Source organism: Streptomyces sp. NPDC088354 (genome assembly GCF_044753585.1).
In the GTDB taxonomy this organism is placed as follows: domain Bacteria; phylum Actinomycetota; class Actinomycetes; order Streptomycetales; family Streptomycetaceae; genus Actinacidiphila.
Map to the genome: position 1 here is coordinate 46,764 of NZ_JBIVNJ010000001.1, position 15,640 is coordinate 62,403.

The window sequence follows — 15,640 nt, forward strand, 5'->3', positions numbered from 1 at the left end:
CGCCCGCACCCTTCCGCGTGCGCCTAACCGTCGTCCCCGGTCCCCGGCAGCCGGTCACCGGGCGCACCGGCGGTGACCCGCGGCGGGCGAGCGCCCTTCGGGCTTTCCACCAGGCCCGCGACGGCCTGTGCCGCGCCGGCGAGACGCGCCGCGGTGACGGCCTGACCGGCCAGGTGCGCGTCGACCCGATCGACCAGACCGGGATAACGGCCCTCGTACGCCTGCGCCGTACCGAGGTCGTCGGGAAGGACCAGCCGTAGTCGCCGGCCGGTTTCGGGCACGCTCAGGCCGGCCACGACGACGGTGGCCTCCACGCCGAAGCCGGCCAGCTCTTTCGCGTAGCTCGCCGCGAGATGGTCGATCACCGCGACACTTTCCGAGTGCAGGGCGAGGAAGGGGGCCTCGTCCGCGAGGTCGCCGCGGGACACCACCCAGACCAGCAGACCGTCCCGGCGTTCGCGCATCTGCGGCAGCACAGCACGGTTGACCCGCTGGGTGGACAGCACGTTCGCGTCGTAGATCTGCGCCAACTGGTAGGGAGTGAAGGACTCGACGGGCCCCCTGGGCACGGGTCCCATGGTGTGGACCACGCAGTCGATCCGCCCGGCTTCCGCCGTGATGGCGGTCACCGCGGCGTTGACCGAGCGCTGATCGGCGACGTCGAGGGCGATCGGACGCGGCCGAGCGACCTGGAGGCCCGGGTCCCCGTCCGGTGCGAAGGCGACCGGTGGACGGCCTGAGGCCGCGCCCGTTCCGGCGTAGGCGATGTGACCGGCTTCGGCCAGGGCCTGGGCAGTCGCTGCCCCGAGGCCGCTGGACGCCCCGGTGACAAGGATGATCTTCGGCATCATGCTCCTCGGCGCATGGTGGGAGCGGTGAGGCGGCCGGAGTCCTGGCCGACGACGGGCCACGACAGGGCCGGCACCGGCGGGTGACCGCACGGGCACCCGCTCAGTATCGGTACCGGTGGGACCGGCCCGCATAAGTCATCCGACAGTGCCGACGACTGGGGCTCATGGCCGGCCCCGGGGCCGGGCGGCGGCCGGATCCGGTCGCCCGGGCCCCGGTACGCGACCCCTGGACCTTTCGCCTGAGGAATCCGGGCCGTGCGCGGTCCGTGCCGCCCGGCGCTGCCGCCCGGCGACCGGGCGGACACCTGGTGCGCTGTCGAAACGACTGCCCGGCACGGCTCGGTGACCCGTTTTCCCCCAGGCGTTCGACGGATGTGGGTGCGGGGCCTGCGGCGACAGTCTGGGGGCGCCGCGGGAAGCCGGCGCATGCTGCCGGCCCGGCGCGGTCCGGGTTCGCCCCCGTGCCTTCGCGGCACCGCTTGCCTGCGGGCATCGGTTCGACTAGCTTAAGTGAATAGAACGTTCTATCCATTTCGGAGGTCCGTATGAGTGAGCCCCATGCCGTCGAGGCAGGCACGATCGTGCTCATCCACGGCCTGTGGGTGAACCCGCGCAGCTGGGAGGGGTGGAAGCAGCACTACGAGGCGCGGGGGTACAACGTCATGGCTCCCGCCTGGCCCGGGCTCGACCGCGAGGTGGAGGAGCTGCGGCGCGACCCCTCGGGAATCGCGGGAACCGGCCTGCTCGAGGTGGTCGACCACTACGAGAAGGTCATCCGTGACCTGCCTCGTCCGCCCATCCTCATGGGCCACTCCTTCGGCGGCACCGTCGTGCAGATCCTGCTCGACCGGGGCCTGGGCAGTGCCGGGGTCGTCATCGACTCCGCAGCGGTCAAGGGCGTGCTGCCCCTTCCGCTGTCCACCCTCAAGTCGGCCTGGCCGGTCCTGAAGAACCCCGCCAACAAGAACAAGGCGGTCTCCCTGACGGCGCGCCAGTTCCACTACGCCATCACCAACACGCTGAGCGAGGACGAATCGGCGGCCCGCTGGGAGCGCTACCAGGTCCCGGGACCGGCCCGCGTGCTCTTCCAGGGGGCGTTCGCCAACTTCAATCCGCGGGCCGCCACCCGGGTCGACTTCCGGAACGACCGCCGGTCCCCGCTCCTGTTCATCGCGGGCCAGGCCGACCACATCGTCCCGCCCAAGGTCAACAAGGCGAACTGGAAGCTCTACCGCAAGTCCTCGGCCGTCACGGACTACCGGGAGTTCCCCGGCCGCTCGCACTTCATCATCGGCCAGGACGGGTGGCAGGAAGTGGCCGACTTCGCGCTCGACTGGGCCGCGGGCCACTCGCTCACCCGCGTGGGACCCGACCGCGGGACCCGCTGACCGCCGGCCCTGATCCGCCGGCCTCCCGGGGACGCGATCGTCGCGTGCCCCACCCGCGCGGGCGTATGTGCCCGCCGCAACAACACCATCACCTCAGGAGACCTCCATGCTTCGCCGTCGTACGTTCCGTACAGCCGTTCTCGGCGCGACCGGTGTTGCCCTCGCCGGCGGCGTGACCGCGTTCGCGTCGGCCGCGCCCGCCCACCACACCCCTGCCGCCCCCAAGCCGACCGTCGTCCTGGTCAACGGCGCCTGGTCCGACGCCGCGAGCTGGAAGGGCGTCATCAACCGCCTGCAGGCCGACGGCTACCCGGTCGTCGCGCCGCCCACCGGTCTGCGCGGCGTGTCCGCCGACTCCTCCTACCTGGCCTCCTACCTCAAGACCATCCAGGGCCCCGTCGTCCTGGTCGGCCAGTCCTACGGCGGCACGGTCATCACCAACGCCGCCACCGGAAACAAGAACGTCAAGGCGCTCGTCTACATCTCCGCCTTCGCACCGGACAAGGACGAGACCGTCGACGGCCTGACCAGGAAGTTCCCGGGCTCCCAGATCAGCAACGACCCCAACGTTCAGATCCCCACCGCCCTGTTCCCCGTCCCCTTCACCAAGGCTGACGGCAGCACCGGCGTCGACCTCTACGCCAAGCCTGACCAGTACCGCAACCTCTTCCTCAGCAACCGCGTCAGCGGCAAGACCGCCGCCGAACTCGCCGCCACCCAGAGCCCCGCCGCCCCCGAGGCGCTCGGTGAAGGCTCCGGCGACCCCGCCTGGAAGACCATCGAGTCCTGGTACCTCGTCTCCAAGGACGACCACGTGATCCCGCCCGCCACCGAGCGCTTCATGGCGAACCGCGCCCACTCCCACACCGTCGAGGCCGACACCCCGCACGCCGCGCAGGTGACCGACCCCGGCATCGTCACCGACCTCATCAAGAAGGCCGCCGGAACCGTCCACTGACCCCAGGCGGGCTGCCCCGGCCTCGCCCGGCGGCCCGGCCGATCCCGCACGACGGCCCAGGTCGTCGTGCGGGGAGGGGCCGCGGCAGGCGTGCCCGGCGAACGGTGCGAAGAGGGACCCGCCCATGAAGGAAGGAAGCACGGACATGTCCGATGAGCACGGCATGTCGGTGACCGACAAGGTCCTTGCGTTGCTCGGGGCCTTCTCCCACGAAAACCGCGCGCTCACCCTCACCGAGTTGTCCCGGCGAACGGGCCTGTCGCTGCCGACGGTTCATCGCCGTGCCGCCGAACTCGTCGCGTGGGGAGCCCTGGAACGTGGGCCCGACCGGCGCTACCGGGTGGGTCTGCGGCTGTGGGAGGTGGCCACCCTCGCGCCTCGCGGCTTCCCGTTGCGCGATGCGGCCCTGCCGATCCTGCAGGACCTGTACGACGTCACGAAGGAACAGCACATCCATCTCTCCGTGCGGGACCACCTGGACGTCGTCGTCCTGGAGCGTCTCAGCGCGCCGGGCGCCCCGCAGGCCGACAGCCGGGTGGGAGGCCGCTTCGGTGCGTTCGCCACGGGAGCGGGACTCGTCCTGCTCGCCCACGCGCCCGACAAGGTCCAAGAGGAGTATCTGAGCACCCCACCGCGTCGCTACACCAGTTACACGATCACCTCCCCCGCCCGGCTCCGCTCCCTGCTGGCCGACGTCCGCAGGGAGGGGTACGCCAGCAGCGACAGGATGGTGGGGCCGGACGTCCACTGCGTCGGAGCGCCGATCCACGGCGCGGGCGGCTCGGTGGTGGCGGCCCTGTCGATCGCCTTCAGAGCGGGCAGCCAGTCCCCTCAGACGCTCGCTCCCGCCGTTCGCGCGGCGGCCCGAAGGGTTTCCCGCGCCTTGCGTGAGTGACCACGTCCCGGGTCGCCCCTGACGCGGTGCCCGGCTCGACGCCACCCCTGGCGGGAACGGCGCCGGCCGCGGCTGGGACGGTCCGCCGCTGCTCGGGCCGCTGGAAGCGTGTCAGCCCTGGCGGCCGGGGAGCATCGCCAGGGCCTTGGAGCGCTGTGCGACCAGGTCGTCGTAGGTGCCGTCGCGCTCGGACCAGCGGTGCATGAGGACGCCCTTCACGAGGATTTCGCGGGGGGTGGGGTCCTCCGAGAGCAGCTCCATGACCTCGGTGGCGAATGCGTCGAGCGGCAGCGCGTGCGGGTTCGCCTTTTCCTGGCCCGCTGTGGCGACGGCCGGGGGAACGAGCTCCACGACGTCGACACCTGTGCCGTCCAGCTGCGCGCGCAGCGCCTCGGAGTAGGCGTGCACCGCGGCCTTCGAGGCGGCGTAGCCCGGCATGGGCGGGAACGGCAGGAAGGCGATGCCGGAAGTGACCGTGACGAAGGTGCCGGCGCCCCGCTGGAGCAGGTGCGGGGTGAAGGCGTCGACGACCCTCACGGTGCCGAGCAGGTTGGTCTCGATCGTCGTCCTCGTCGCCTCGAAGTGCGCGGGGTCGCGCAGGTCCTCCAGGAGCATGACGCCCGACATCGTCACCACGGTGTCCAGCCCGGGGTGGCGGGCGAGTACCGCGTCACGCAGGGACGCGACGGAGGAAGTGTCGGTGACGTCGGCACCGAACGTGCCGAAGCCTTCTCCGGCGAGTTCGGAGAGCGCCTGCGGGCTGCGGCCGGCGATCGCCACGGTGCTGCCCGCGGCGGCGAACCGGCGGGCCAGCTCCCGCCCGATTCCCGAGGTGCCGCCGACGACGAGGACGGTGCGGTCGGAGAGATCCATGGTGTCTTCCTTCGGATCAGGGCGCCGATGGCGTTCGAAGCCGCGGCGCGGTCGGTCGTACCGAAGTCTCGGCGGCGTCCGCCGGACGCGGCAGGACCCCCGTCCTCCCTGGTCCTGCCAGGGCCCCCTCTGCGGCCCGCGGACCGCATTACGGTGGCGGTATGAGGGACGAGGACTCCGGCAACCGGCTGGGCGGCTACCTGCGCGCCCGGCGTGAGCTGGTCTCCCCGGCGCAGGCGGGACTGCCGCCCGGCGGCAACCGGCGTGTGCCGGGCCTGCGCCGCGAGGAGGTCGCCCTGCTCGCCGGGATAAGTCCCGACTACTACCTGCGCCTGGAGCGCGGCCGGGACAAGAACCCCTCGCCGCAGGTGCTCGAAGCACTCGCACGCGTCCTGCAGCTCGACGACATCGAGCGGACGTATCTGCTCGGCCTCTCGGCGGCCCGCCCGAGGGCACCGCGCCGCCGCAGGCCCGAGCAGGTGCCGCAGAGGGTGTACGAGCTGCTGGCGCACCTGCAGATCCCCGCGTTCGTCGAAGGGCGCGCGTTCGACGTCCTGGCCTCCAACCCCATGGCGGTCGCGCTCTCCCCCCGCCTGCGGCCCGGCGAGAACCGGCTGCGTTCCCTGCTCCTGGACCCCGAGGAGCAGGCCTTCCAGCAGGACTGGACGAGATCCACCGCCGATTTCGTGGCCGCCCTGCGCACCACCATCGGGGACGACACCGACGACCCCCGGTTCGTCGAACTCGTCGGGGAGCTCGCCCTGTCCAGTCAGCGGTTCCGCACCCTGTGGGCCCGGCACGACGTCCGCGGTCTGGACGGAGGGACGACCACGGTGAACCACCCCGTCGTCGGTGAACTCCGCCTCCACCGCGACAAACTCGCCATCGACGACGTCATCCTCGTCGTCTACTACCCCGACAAGGGCAGCGACAGCGACGAGAAACTCCGGCTGCTCGCCGCACTCTCACCCGCCGAGTCCGCCGAGTCCGCCGGGTCCGCCGGGTCCGCCGGGTCCGCCGGGTCCGCCGGGTCCGCCGGGTCCGCCGGGTCCCCCGGCGCGGCACCCGGCAGTGACGTTCCGGGTAGCGGACGGGGGACCGGCGCCCCGCTCCGGTCACCACGCGGTGGATCGCCACCGGCGGCCGGCGGGGGCCGCGCGGGACCGGGCTGAACCGGTGCCGCCGGGCGGCCGGGAGTCAGATCATGGAGAGGTACTTCTCCACCGCGGCCACCTTGAAGGGGCCCTTCACGTCGACGAGGCCGCCGGGGACGTCCTTCTGCGGCTTCAGGATGTAGCTCTGGGTCGCGCTCGGCCGCCACGGGTCGGAGAAGTCCAGCGCCGGGCCCATGCCGGGGTCGAACCCGGTCAGCTTGCGGTGCGCGGCGATGATGCCCTCCCGGCTGAGGTCCTTGTCGGCGCAGGCCTCCTTCAGGTCCTGGACGGCGACCGCCATGGTGTTGTGGCCGTTCTCCACGCCCTGGTCCAGCGGCTGGCCGGGGTAGTGCTTCTGGTACTCCTCGACCAGCTTCTCGATCTGCGGGGCTTTGTCGGTCAGGGCGGGCGTGGGGGCGACCAGGTGCAGCATGCTGAGCACCGCCGGGGCCGCGGGGCTCTTGAGCATCTGCGGGTGGAAGCCGGCGGCGCTGGACAGGAACGGGACCAGCAGGCCCTGCGCGGCGGCGTTCCCGACGGCCGACGCGGTCTGCTCGGGACTCGCGGTGATCAGGACGGCCTTGACGCCCGCGGCGGCCAGGTCGTGCACCTGTGCGCTCACGTCGTCCTGGTCCTCGGAGATCTCGTGGGAAACGAGCTTCAGCCGCTTCTCGTGGGCGACGAACTTCGCCCCGCGCAGGGCGTTGTGCCCGTAGTCGCCCTTCAGGTAGATGTAGCCGACCTTGTCCCCGCGCTTCAGGCCGTACGTGGCCGCCGCCCAGTCCAGGCCGTTGATCATGTCGATGTCGTAGGTGGCGCTGATGGTCTGCAGGGTGGGCTGGCCCAGGAGCGTCGAGGAGTAGCCCAGCGCCATCGTCATGACCTCGTCGGTCCCGATGCTGGACATCAGGGCGTTGATGATCGACGAGCCGAGCAGTCCGGGCATGGCCGCGATCGACGGCTCCATGTCCATGTACTGCACGACGGCCTTGTCCACGCTGTAGCCGTGGTCGCGGACAAGCAGCTTGAGCTTGCGGCCGCACACGCCGCCCGAGGCGTTCACCTGGTCCACGTACAGCCGCTCGGCCTGCAGCACCGAGCGGCCCAGCGGGGCGTACGGGCCGGACAGGTCGGTGAGGACGCCGAGCTGGATGGAGCTCGGGGTGATACCGGGACCGATGGTCATCCCGGTCCTGTCGACCGGACCGTCGTCGGGTTTCGAGGCGGCCGCCAGGCTGCCGCAGCCGGCCAGCAGGGTGACGAGTGCTGCCACGAGGGCAACGGCGGAACCGAGGGGTTTCCGGGTCACGGGGGGTGCTCCTTGAGGGGGACGGGCGTCGGCGCCGACGCCGCCGGGAGAGCTCGGGACGAGCCGCTCGACCGGAGCCTCCATGGGAAGAGATCCCGGGCGGCCGGGCGAGGGGCGGCACCGTTTCTGGTGGCGGTTCCCAACCGCGGGGGTGCCGGACTGTGCGGCGCCACCTCGGCGGCCGGGCACCGGCGGGCCGGGCGCGGCGGCCGCCCGGGGTCGACAGCGTGTTCGCAGACCTGCGGAGATCCCTGGTGACCTGCGGAGATCCCCGTCGGAATGGGTAAGGGTTGCGTCGGCTGCCTTCCGGGGCGGGTCGCGCGGCGGGTAGAAACGCGTGACGTCCCCGGACTGCCGCTCTCCGGGCACCGGGAGGAGGACCGGATGACCGCCCCAGCGCCGACGCGCCCCATCGCCGCCGCGGACGGGTACGAGCACGCCGACCTGTTGCGGGCCGCCGCGCGCGAGGTCCGCAAGCGGGTCGTGCCGCTGGCGGACCGGATCGTGGACCGGATACGCGAGCGGCACCCGGCCTACCGGGAGCCGGGGCTCGTACCGCCCGGCTTCCGCGAGGAGGCGGGCGGCGCCGTCGCCGCGGTGCTGGACTCGCTCGCCGACCCGGGGCGCTCCACGGTGTCCGCCGAGTACCAGTCGTGGGTGGGCGAGCGCAGGGCCTGGCAGGACTTCCCGCTGCGGTCGATGATCGGCGCCTACCGGACCGGCGGCGACGAACTGTGGCTGTCCCTGGTGCGCGCCGGTGAGGACCGCGGGCCGGACGGCACGAAGCTGATGGCCCGCGCCGCGGCGGAGGTCTGGGACCTGTTCGAACGGGACAGCCGGCTGATGGCGGACGCCTACGGGCGGGCCCGCGCCGAGGCGACCCACCACCGCCAGCGCGGGCGCCGGGCACTGGAGGCGCTGCTGGCCGGCCGGGTGGGCCCGCAGGACGTCGCGGAGACCGCGCGGGCGCTGGACCTCCCGGAGACCGGCCGCTTCGCGGTCGCCGTCGTGCGCAACACCTCGCGCCGTCCGCGGCCGGGACCGGCGCGCAGCGGCACCCCCGCCGGGGTCCGGGTGCGCCGCACCTTCCCGCTGGGCGGCGAGGTGCTCCTGGCCGAACTGGGCGACCTGCCGATCGGCGACTTCGCGAGGTCGCTCGGCGTGCCGGACGGGGCGCGGGCCGGCCTGAGCCCCCAGGTGGCGCGGCTCGCCGACGCCGGGCACGCCCGGGACCTCGCCGAACTGGCCCTGCGCACCTGCACCCGTGACGGGGAGGTGGCGCTCCTCGACCGGCGGTGGCCGGCCGCCCTGCTCGCCCGCCGTCCGGAGGTGGCCGCCGAGGTCGCCTCCGGCGTGCTGGGCGGGCTGCGGGCGGTCGACCCCGGCGAGCGGACCCTCCTGCTGGAGACCCTGGAGACCTGGCTGGACTCCGGCGGCTCCGTGGAGCGGGCCGCGGCCGCCCTGTTCTGCCACGCCAACACTTTGCGGCGGCGGTTGCACCGGCTGGAGCAGCTCACCGGCCGCTCGCCGTCCCGGCCGCACGACGTCGTCCACCTGGCGCTCGCCCTGGACGCCGAGCGCATCGCCCCGGTCTCCGGGGGGCAGGCCCGGTGAGCGTCCGCACCGAGGAGGCGGCCGGCGCCCGGGACGAGGCCGCCGCCAGCGCGCTGCTGCGGGCGGCGGCGCTGCGGATGCGGGGGCGGGTGGACGAGCTGGCGGCCCGGGTCACGGAGCGGCTGCGCACCGAGGTCCCCGGGTTCATGGAGCACGCCGGCAACCCCGACTGCTCGCCCGAGGGCTTCGCGACGATCATCAGGATGCACCTGGACCGGCTCGTGGACCCGGGCTGCGACGTCGCCGCCGCCCTGCACATGGGCATGGTGGGCCGCCGGCAGGCCGCCCTCGGGATGCCGCCGGAACTGCTGCAGCACGTCCTGTCCGTGGGCGGCGCGGTCCTGTGGCAGGAACTCGTGGACACCGTCGCCGCCCACGACCCCGGCCGGTTGACCCTCATGGTCCGCGTCGCCCCGCGGATGTGGGGGTTCCGGGAACGCAACGCCGCGATCCTGGCCGAGGCCTACCGCGAGACGCCGGACGACGACACGGTCGCCGGCGGGCCGCCCGCCGCGACGGCGCTGGTGGCGCTCCTGGACGGCCGCTCGGACGCCATGGCCGTGCGGGCCGCGGCCCAGGCCCTCGGCGTTCCCGCGGACGGCCGCTTCGCGGTCGCCGCGACCACGACCGGGACCGCCGTCCGCGCGGCGGTTCCCGCGACCGCGGCCGGCACCGGCGGCCGGCTGCTGCGGGTGCCGCGGGACGGGTCGGGCGAGTTCCTCGTCGTGCTGCTGGGGGACCGTCCGCCGGAGGCGTTCACGTCGTACCTGCGGACGGTGCCGGGGCTGCGGGCCGGGGTCGGGCCGGTGGTGACGGGCCTGTCGGAGCTGCACCGGTCCCGGACGCTGGCCGAACTGGCGCTGCCCGCCTGCGCGGCCGAGGGAGAGGTGGCGCTCTGGGAGGAGCGCATCCCGGACGCCCTGGTCGCCTCGGACCGGCCGTTCGCCGGGGAGCTGGCCGGCCGGGTGCTCGGGCCGCTGCGGGACCTGCCGGAGGAGGAACGGGACTGTCTGCTGGGCACGTTCGCGGCCTGGATGGACTGCGGCGGATCGCCGCGCGCCGCGGCGGAGCGCATGGACTGCCACCGCAACACCGTCCTCAACCGGCTGCGCCGCCTGGAACTACTCACGGGCCGGCGGCTCACCCACCCCCGGGACCTGGTGGACCTGACGCTGGCCCTGGACGCCCTGCGCACGGACGCCGCCTGAGCGGCGCCCGGCGGGTGATACGGAAGGCGGCGGATCATGGCGGACCCGGGAACGACGACCCCGCGGGAGCGGTACCGCAGCCAGGTCCGCGCGGAGATCAAGGAACGCGCCTGGAAGCAGATCGCCGCGGCGGGGGCCTCAGCGCTCTCGCTCAACGCGATCGCCAAGCAGATGGGCATGAGCGGTCCCGCCCTCTACCGCTACTTCGCCGGCCGCGACGACCTGATCACCGAGCTGATCCGGGACGCCTACCGCAGTCTCGCCGACGCCTTCACGGCCGCCGCCCGGGCGGAGCCCGGGCTGTCCGGCCCGGCGCACGCCCTGCGCCGCTGGGCCCTGGAGGAGCCGCAGCGCTACTTCCTCGTGTACGGCACACCCGTGCCCGGCTACCAGGCGCCCGACGACATCAACGGGATCGCGCGGGAGATCATGGCGACGCTGCTCGACGCCTGCGCCGAACCGCCCGCCGGACCACCCCCGGGCTCCCCCGTCCCCGCGGCCTCCGCCCTGGCGGAGCACCTGGCCGCCCACCGCGACTGGGCCGGCGACCACCCCGCCCCGGCCGCGGGCCTGCGCCGCGCGCTGGCGGTGTGGACGCGGCTGCACGGGGTGCTCTCCCTCGAACTCGCGGGCCACTTCACGGGCATGGGTTTCGATCCCGCGGTGCTGTTCGCGGCGGAGCTGGAGAGCGTACGGTCGCTGTGACGAGCCCTGCTGCGGCACTCAGGTGAAGCGGCGTGGCACCGGGAACCCGCGCGCGGGGCGGCCCGTTGTAGGCGATGGGCAAAGGAATCGTCAAGGGGCGCGGCCCGCGCCGGATTGAGCAGGGAGATCCCATGGGTGTCAGCCTTTCCAAGGGCGGCAATGTCTCGCTGACCAAGGAGGCGCCGGGACTGACCGCAGTCACCGTCGGTCTCGGCTGGGACGTGCGCACGACCACCGGCACCGACTTCGACCTCGACGCGAGCGCGCTGCTGGTCAACGCCGACAGCAAGGTCGTCTCGGACAAGCACTTCATCTTCTTCAACAACCTCAAGAGCCCCGAGGGCTCGGTGGAGCACACCGGCGACAACCTCACGGGTGAGGGCGAGGGCGACGACGAGCAGGTCAAGGTGAACCTGTCGACCGTCCCCGCCGAGGTCGAGAAGATCGTCTTCCCGGTGTCGATCTACGACGCCGAGAGCCGCCAGCAGTCCTTCGGGCAGGTCCGCAACGCGTTCATCCGCGTGGTGAACCAGGCCGACAACAACGAGCTCGCTCGCTACGACCTCTCGGAGGACGCCTCCACCGAGACGGCGATGGTCTTCGGCGAGCTGTACCGCAACGGTGCGGAGTGGAAGTTCCGCGCCGTCGGCCAGGGGTACGCCTCCGGCCTGCGCGGCATCGCGCAGGACTTCGGCGTCAACCTCTGACGCCGCGCGCCTTCACGGGCGCACGTACGGACGAAGGGCCGCGTGGCATCTGCCGCGCGGCCCTTCGCCGTGTCGGGGGTACCGCGGCTCGGGGGTGCCGCGGCCGGTCCGGGCGCCGCGGCCGGGCGGCGCCCGGCGGTCAGGCGGCGATGCGGGCGGCGAGTTCCTTGGCCTTGGCGCCGGCCTGCTCGTGGGCGCTGGCCCTGGAGGCGTCGGAGAGGTCGATCAGGTCGGCCATCGCGGGCACGACGCGGGCCAGGGTCAGCTCCGGGACGATGAAGGACAGGTTCTTGATGCCGAGGCCGGCCGAGAGCACCTTCTCCATGTAGGTGGTGACGAACTCGAAGTCGGCGCGCGGGGTGCCCGGGCCGTAACCGCCGCCGCGGCTGGCGACGACGACCACCGGGGTGTCGGCCGCGGAGGGGTGCTCGCCCGCGGTGCGGCCCAGGATGATCACCTGGTCCAGCCAGGCCTTCAGCGTCGACGGGATTGTGTAGTTGTACATCGGCGCGCTGATCAGCACGGCGTCGGCGCGCTCCAGCTCGTCGACGAGCTCGCCCCGGACCGGGTGCTCGGCACCCGCGGTGTAGGCGGTGGCGTCGAGGTGCGGCACGGGTTCGGCGGAAAGGTCCCGGTAGATCACCTCGCCGCCCGGGTGCTGGGCCTCCCACTCCTTGCGGAAGGTGGCGGCGACGTCGCGGGAGGTGGAGCTCTCGGCGGGCCAGATGGACGAGTCGATGTGCAGCAGCGTGGGCATGGGGGTGCTCGCTTCCTTTTACTTCGCATAGAACGAAAGATTCGCAGCTATGGCTTCGTGTGTAGCTATTGCTATCACAGGAGCTTACTTTTCTGCAGCCGCTAGTGACAAGGGCGGTATCGTGGGGGCATGGCACAGGAGATCGAGCAGGCGGACCATCCGCCGGAGCAGTGCGCGCGCGTCGACGGCGGGCTGACGCGCGTCTTCGGGCTCCTCGGCAAGCGCTGGACGGGCCTCGTCGTGGCGGTCCTCACACAGCGGCCGGCCTACTTCGCCGAACTGCGCCGGGCCATCCCCGGCATCAGCGAGCGCATGCTCTCCGACCGGCTCACGGAGCTGGCCGAGGCCGGGCTGGTGGTCCGTGAGGTGGATTCCGGGCCTCCGCTGCGGGTCAGCTACCGGCTGACCGGGGCGGGCGAGGCGCTCGGCCCTGCCCTGGGCGAACTCGGCCGCTGGGCTGAGAACCACCTGCCCGGCGAGAACCCCTGCGGCGGGATCGGATCCGACGCCTGCTGACCGCCGCCGCCCCGGTTCCCGCCGGCGCCACGCTCAGGAGGGCAGCGGCAACTCGAACCAGACGACCTTGCCGACGGCCTGGCGGCTGGTGCCCCAGCGCCGTGAGAGGTTGCTCACCAGGGCGAGCCCACGGCCCTCTTCGTCGTCGGCGTCCGCGCGCCGCAGCTGCGGCAGGTTGTGGTCGTCGTCGCTCACCTCGACCAGCAGTTTGCCGACCCGCATCAACCGCAACGACACCTCGTGCGAGGCGGCCCGCAGCGCGTTGGTCACCAGCTCGCTGACCAGCAGCTCCGTCAGCTCGCCGAGCCCCTCCAGCCCCCACTCCGCCAGCTGCGCACGGGTGAGCGCCCGCGCCCTGCGGACGTCGGAGGGGTCCATCGACAACCGCCACTCGGCGACGTCCTGCGACGGGATGCCCTGGAAGTTGGCGACCAGCAGTGCCACGTCGTCGCGCCGGTCGTCGGAGTGGACGCGGCTGAGGATCTGCTCGCAGACGTCCTCCGGCGTCTGCTGCGGCTCGATGACATTGGCGCAGAGGGCCGCCAGGCCGGCGTCTATGCCCTGCCCGCGCACCTCCACCAGGCCGTCCGTGCACAGCACCAGCCAGCTGCCGTCCGGGACGGGGATCTCCACCGTCTCGAAGGGCACGCCGCCCACACCGATCGGGGCGCCCTTGGGGATCTGCAGCAGCTCGCTGCGGCCGTCGTGCCGGGACAGCACCGGCGGGATGTGACCGGCGTTGGCGAGGGTCAGGGTGCGGTGGATCGGGTCGTAGACCGCGTACACGCAGGTCGCCAGGTGCTCGGCGCCGAGACGGTGGGCGAGGTTGTCCAGGTGGCGCAGCAGCTGGGCGGGCGGCAGGTCGAGGGCGGCCATGGTGATCACCGAGGTCCGGAACTGGCCCATCACGGCGGCCGACAGCAGACCGTGCCCCATCACGTCGCCGACGATCAGCGCGACCCGGCCGCCCGGCAGCTGGATGGCGTCGAACCAGTCGCCGCCCACCTGGGCCTGGCGGTCGCCGGGCATGTAGCGGTGGGCGATCCGCACCCCGGGCAGCCGCGGCGGCCGGGTCGGCATCATGCTGCGCTGCAGCGTCGCCGCGGCCCGCGACTCCATCCGGTGCAGCCGCGCGTTGTCCAGGTGGACGGCGCCGCGCGCGGCCACCTCGGAGGCCGTCGCGGCGTCCTTGGCGTCGAAGGGGCGCCGGCCCGGATGCCGCAGGAAGCACATGCGGCCCAGCACCGTGCCGCGCGCCGTCAGCGGCACCACGATCATCGAGCGCTCCGGCAGCAGCGGCCCGAGCCCCGGCACCCCCAGGTCCAAGGCGATGTCCTGGGCGATCGCGGGGTCTATCACCGGGACGACCAGGGGTTCCCCGATCCGCGGGGTGCTGTCGGTGGGCAACGGGATCAGCTCGCCCTCCGGCAGGGCGGCGGCCCACGCGCCGGGGGTGGCCGCGGTGTGCGCGACGGCCACCCGGCGGGCGACGATCGTGTCCCCGGCCCGGTCGTCCTTGGGCAGCTCCGTGTCGGAGAACAACTGGTCCACGACGAGCACCGCCGCGAAGTCGGCGAACCGCGGCACCGTCACCGCGCACAGCTCCCGCGCCGTCGTCTCCAGGTCGAGGGTGGAACCGACCTTGGCGCCCGTCTCGCGGAGCAGCGCCAACTGCTCGTCCAGCACGTGCCCGGGCGCGGGCGCCGGAGCGAGCGACGGCGGCGTCCCGTCGCCGCGCGGGCCGGGGAGCAGCTCGCGATACGCCGGGCGGGTCGTCCGGGCCGTACGGCCGGTGCCGGGATTGGCGGGCGCCGCCCGCACCGCGCCCGCCTCGTACTCCTCGGGCAGGACGGGCAGCGGCAGCGCGCCGTCGACCTCCACCGCCGGGTACCCCAGCGGAACGATCTGCTGCATGATCCGCTCCAGCCGGCCGGCGCTCACCCGCGGCAGCACCGAGCCGAGCCGGCCGGCCAGCAGCCCGGCGTGCCCGGGATCGGGGACCGGGGCGAGACGGGCGGCGACGCGCACGCCCCCGCGCACCGCCGAGGTGTCGGCGGTGTACGGCAGGAGGCGGTCGCCGAGCGCCAGACGCGGCCCGGTGTCGCGCAGCGGCCGGGCGTTGGCGGCGATCAGCAGGAGGCTGCGGCCGGCCGGCTCCATGATCCGGTACGACCACCACATCGCGTCCTTGACGGCGCCGTCACGGTCGGTGGCGGGCAGGCTGCCCGCCCACGCGGGCTCCGTGAGGTCGTCCAGCAGCTCCAGCACGTCCTGCCCGGTGGCCGTGGACCGGCCGGGCGGTGCCGCCGGTCCTGGCGGTCCGGCCGCGCTCGGGGCATGCGGCAGCAGACCGGCCGACGGGCGGCCGAAAACGCCCTCCCAGCGGTGTCCGAAGAGCTCTTCGGCACCGCGGTTCCAGTACGAGATGTCCCCGTCGGGGTCGACGCACACGACGGCGAGGCGCAGCAGGGCGGAGACGCCCGTGGCCGCGAGCGCGGTGGTGGTGGCGGTGGCAGGGAGCCTGGTCATCTCATCCAACGTCGGGTACCTGCGGTTCGGCTGCGGTTCGGCGCGGAAGGCTGAAGGGGCAATCAGGGTCGGTTCGTTCGTGTTCAGGCAAGCATGAAACAACGGACGCGGTCCGGTAAATGGCTAGATTGCCCCCAGGAGTGACCAACCGGGCATGGCCCGAAGGGGTGGAGAGG

At 73.2% G+C, this 15,640-nt stretch carries 14 protein-coding genes; 9 read left to right on the top strand and 5 right to left on the bottom strand.

The features are described from left to right. Positions 1-23: 23 nt before the first annotated feature. Positions 24-848: an SDR family NAD(P)-dependent oxidoreductase gene (locus ACIP98_RS00205; protein WP_401972997.1), complete on the bottom strand. Its 825-nt coding sequence runs from the start codon at positions 846-848 to the stop codon at positions 24-26. A 548-nt stretch (positions 849-1,396) separates the two neighbouring features. Between ACIP98_RS00205 and ACIP98_RS00210 the strand changes: the two genes are divergently transcribed. The 3 genes from ACIP98_RS00210 to ACIP98_RS00220 all read left to right on the top strand — a co-directional run bounded on the left by ACIP98_RS00210 (position 1,397) and on the right by ACIP98_RS00220 (position 4,092). Further along, on the top strand, positions 1,397-2,239 hold the full coding sequence (locus ACIP98_RS00210; protein ID WP_319663308.1) for an alpha/beta hydrolase: 843 nt from the start codon (positions 1,397-1,399) through the stop codon (positions 2,237-2,239). Between the two features lie 106 nt (positions 2,240-2,345). Next, positions 2,346-3,197, top strand: a complete 852-nt coding sequence (locus tag ACIP98_RS00215) for an alpha/beta hydrolase (protein ID WP_319663307.1) — start codon at positions 2,346-2,348, stop codon at positions 3,195-3,197. Between the two features lie 145 nt (positions 3,198-3,342). Continuing rightward, a complete protein-coding gene (locus ACIP98_RS00220) occupies positions 3,343-4,092 on the top strand; it encodes an IclR family transcriptional regulator (protein ID WP_319663306.1) in 750 nt (249 codons plus the stop codon). Positions 4,093-4,203: 111 nt separating this feature from the next. Here ACIP98_RS00220 and ACIP98_RS00225 read toward each other — a convergent pair whose 3' ends face one another. Further along, complete coding sequence (locus tag ACIP98_RS00225) at positions 4,204-4,965, bottom strand: SDR family oxidoreductase (RefSeq protein ID WP_401972998.1); 762 nt, start codon at positions 4,963-4,965, stop codon at positions 4,204-4,206. Positions 4,966-5,126: 161 nt separating this feature from the next. On the opposite strand from ACIP98_RS00225, the gene ACIP98_RS00230 reads away from it, so the two are divergent. After that, positions 5,127-6,137, top strand: a complete 1,011-nt coding sequence (locus tag ACIP98_RS00230) for a helix-turn-helix transcriptional regulator (RefSeq protein WP_401972999.1) — start codon at positions 5,127-5,129, stop codon at positions 6,135-6,137. A gap of 25 nt (positions 6,138-6,162) precedes the next feature. Here ACIP98_RS00230 and ACIP98_RS00235 read toward each other — a convergent pair whose 3' ends face one another. After that, a complete protein-coding gene (locus tag ACIP98_RS00235; RefSeq protein WP_401973000.1) occupies positions 6,163-7,428 on the bottom strand; it encodes an ABC transporter substrate-binding protein in 1,266 nt (421 codons plus the stop codon). 384 nt (positions 7,429-7,812) lie between these two features. On the opposite strand from ACIP98_RS00235, the gene ACIP98_RS00240 reads away from it, so the two are divergent. The 4 genes from ACIP98_RS00240 (at position 7,813) to ACIP98_RS00255 (ending at position 11,662) form a co-directional block, all read left to right on the top strand. Next, entirely contained in the window at positions 7,813-9,042 is a 1,230-nt protein-coding gene (locus ACIP98_RS00240) for a helix-turn-helix domain-containing protein (protein ID WP_319663302.1), read from the top strand. Beyond that, on the top strand, positions 9,039-10,250 hold the full coding sequence (locus tag ACIP98_RS00245; protein WP_401973001.1) for a helix-turn-helix domain-containing protein: 1,212 nt from the start codon (positions 9,039-9,041) through the stop codon (positions 10,248-10,250). Before ACIP98_RS00240 ends, ACIP98_RS00245 begins: the two co-directional genes overlap by 4 nt. A 36-nt stretch (positions 10,251-10,286) precedes the next feature. Next, entirely contained in the window at positions 10,287-10,955 is a 669-nt protein-coding gene (locus ACIP98_RS00250) for a TetR/AcrR family transcriptional regulator (protein ID WP_401973002.1), read from the top strand. Positions 10,956-11,086: 131 nt separating this feature from the next. After that, positions 11,087-11,662: a TerD family protein gene (locus ACIP98_RS00255; RefSeq protein ID WP_319663299.1), complete on the top strand. Its 576-nt coding sequence runs from the start codon at positions 11,087-11,089 to the stop codon at positions 11,660-11,662. 139 nt (positions 11,663-11,801) lie between these two features. Here ACIP98_RS00255 and ACIP98_RS00260 read toward each other — a convergent pair whose 3' ends face one another. After that, positions 11,802-12,419: an FMN-dependent NADH-azoreductase gene (locus ACIP98_RS00260; protein WP_401973003.1), complete on the bottom strand. Its 618-nt coding sequence runs from the start codon at positions 12,417-12,419 to the stop codon at positions 11,802-11,804. A gap of 129 nt (positions 12,420-12,548) precedes the next feature. Here ACIP98_RS00260 and ACIP98_RS00265 point away from each other — a divergent pair, with 129 nt between their 5' ends. Further along, positions 12,549-12,935: a helix-turn-helix domain-containing protein gene (locus ACIP98_RS00265; protein ID WP_319663297.1), complete on the top strand. Its 387-nt coding sequence runs from the start codon at positions 12,549-12,551 to the stop codon at positions 12,933-12,935. A gap of 33 nt (positions 12,936-12,968) precedes the next feature. Here the strand turns inward: ACIP98_RS00265 and ACIP98_RS00270 are convergent, their stop codons facing one another. Then, positions 12,969-15,464, bottom strand: a complete 2,496-nt coding sequence (locus ACIP98_RS00270) for a SpoIIE family protein phosphatase (RefSeq protein ID WP_401973004.1) — start codon at positions 15,462-15,464, stop codon at positions 12,969-12,971. Between the last annotated feature and the right edge of the window lie 176 nt (positions 15,465-15,640).

What these genes read in the sequence shown, in the direction of transcription:
- ACIP98_RS00220 (WP_319663306.1), top strand. Translation starts at nt 3,343, where the DNA reads ATGTCCGATGAGCACGGCATGTCGGTGACCGACAAGGTCCTTGCGTTG.
- ACIP98_RS00250 (WP_401973002.1), top strand. Translation starts at nt 10,287, where the DNA reads ATGGCGGACCCGGGAACGACGACCCCGCGGGAGCGGTACCGCAGCCAG.
- ACIP98_RS00225 (WP_401972998.1), bottom strand. Translation starts at nt 4,965, where the DNA reads ATGGATCTCTCCGACCGCACCGTCCTCGTCGTCGGCGGCACCTCGGGA.
- ACIP98_RS00205 (WP_401972997.1), bottom strand. Translation starts at nt 848, where the DNA reads ATGCCGAAGATCATCCTTGTCACCGGGGCGTCCAGCGGCCTCGGGGCA.
- ACIP98_RS00265 (WP_319663297.1), top strand. Translation starts at nt 12,549, where the DNA reads ATGGCACAGGAGATCGAGCAGGCGGACCATCCGCCGGAGCAGTGCGCG.
- ACIP98_RS00230 (WP_401972999.1), top strand. Translation starts at nt 5,127, where the DNA reads ATGAGGGACGAGGACTCCGGCAACCGGCTGGGCGGCTACCTGCGCGCC.
- ACIP98_RS00270 (WP_401973004.1), bottom strand. Translation starts at nt 15,464, where the DNA reads ATGACCAGGCTCCCTGCCACCGCCACCACCACCGCGCTCGCGGCCACG.
- ACIP98_RS00215 (WP_319663307.1), top strand. Translation starts at nt 2,346, where the DNA reads ATGCTTCGCCGTCGTACGTTCCGTACAGCCGTTCTCGGCGCGACCGGT.
- ACIP98_RS00255 (WP_319663299.1), top strand. Translation starts at nt 11,087, where the DNA reads ATGGGTGTCAGCCTTTCCAAGGGCGGCAATGTCTCGCTGACCAAGGAG.
- ACIP98_RS00210 (WP_319663308.1), top strand. Translation starts at nt 1,397, where the DNA reads ATGAGTGAGCCCCATGCCGTCGAGGCAGGCACGATCGTGCTCATCCAC.
- ACIP98_RS00260 (WP_401973003.1), bottom strand. Translation starts at nt 12,419, where the DNA reads ATGCCCACGCTGCTGCACATCGACTCGTCCATCTGGCCCGCCGAGAGC.
- ACIP98_RS00240 (WP_319663302.1), top strand. Translation starts at nt 7,813, where the DNA reads ATGACCGCCCCAGCGCCGACGCGCCCCATCGCCGCCGCGGACGGGTAC.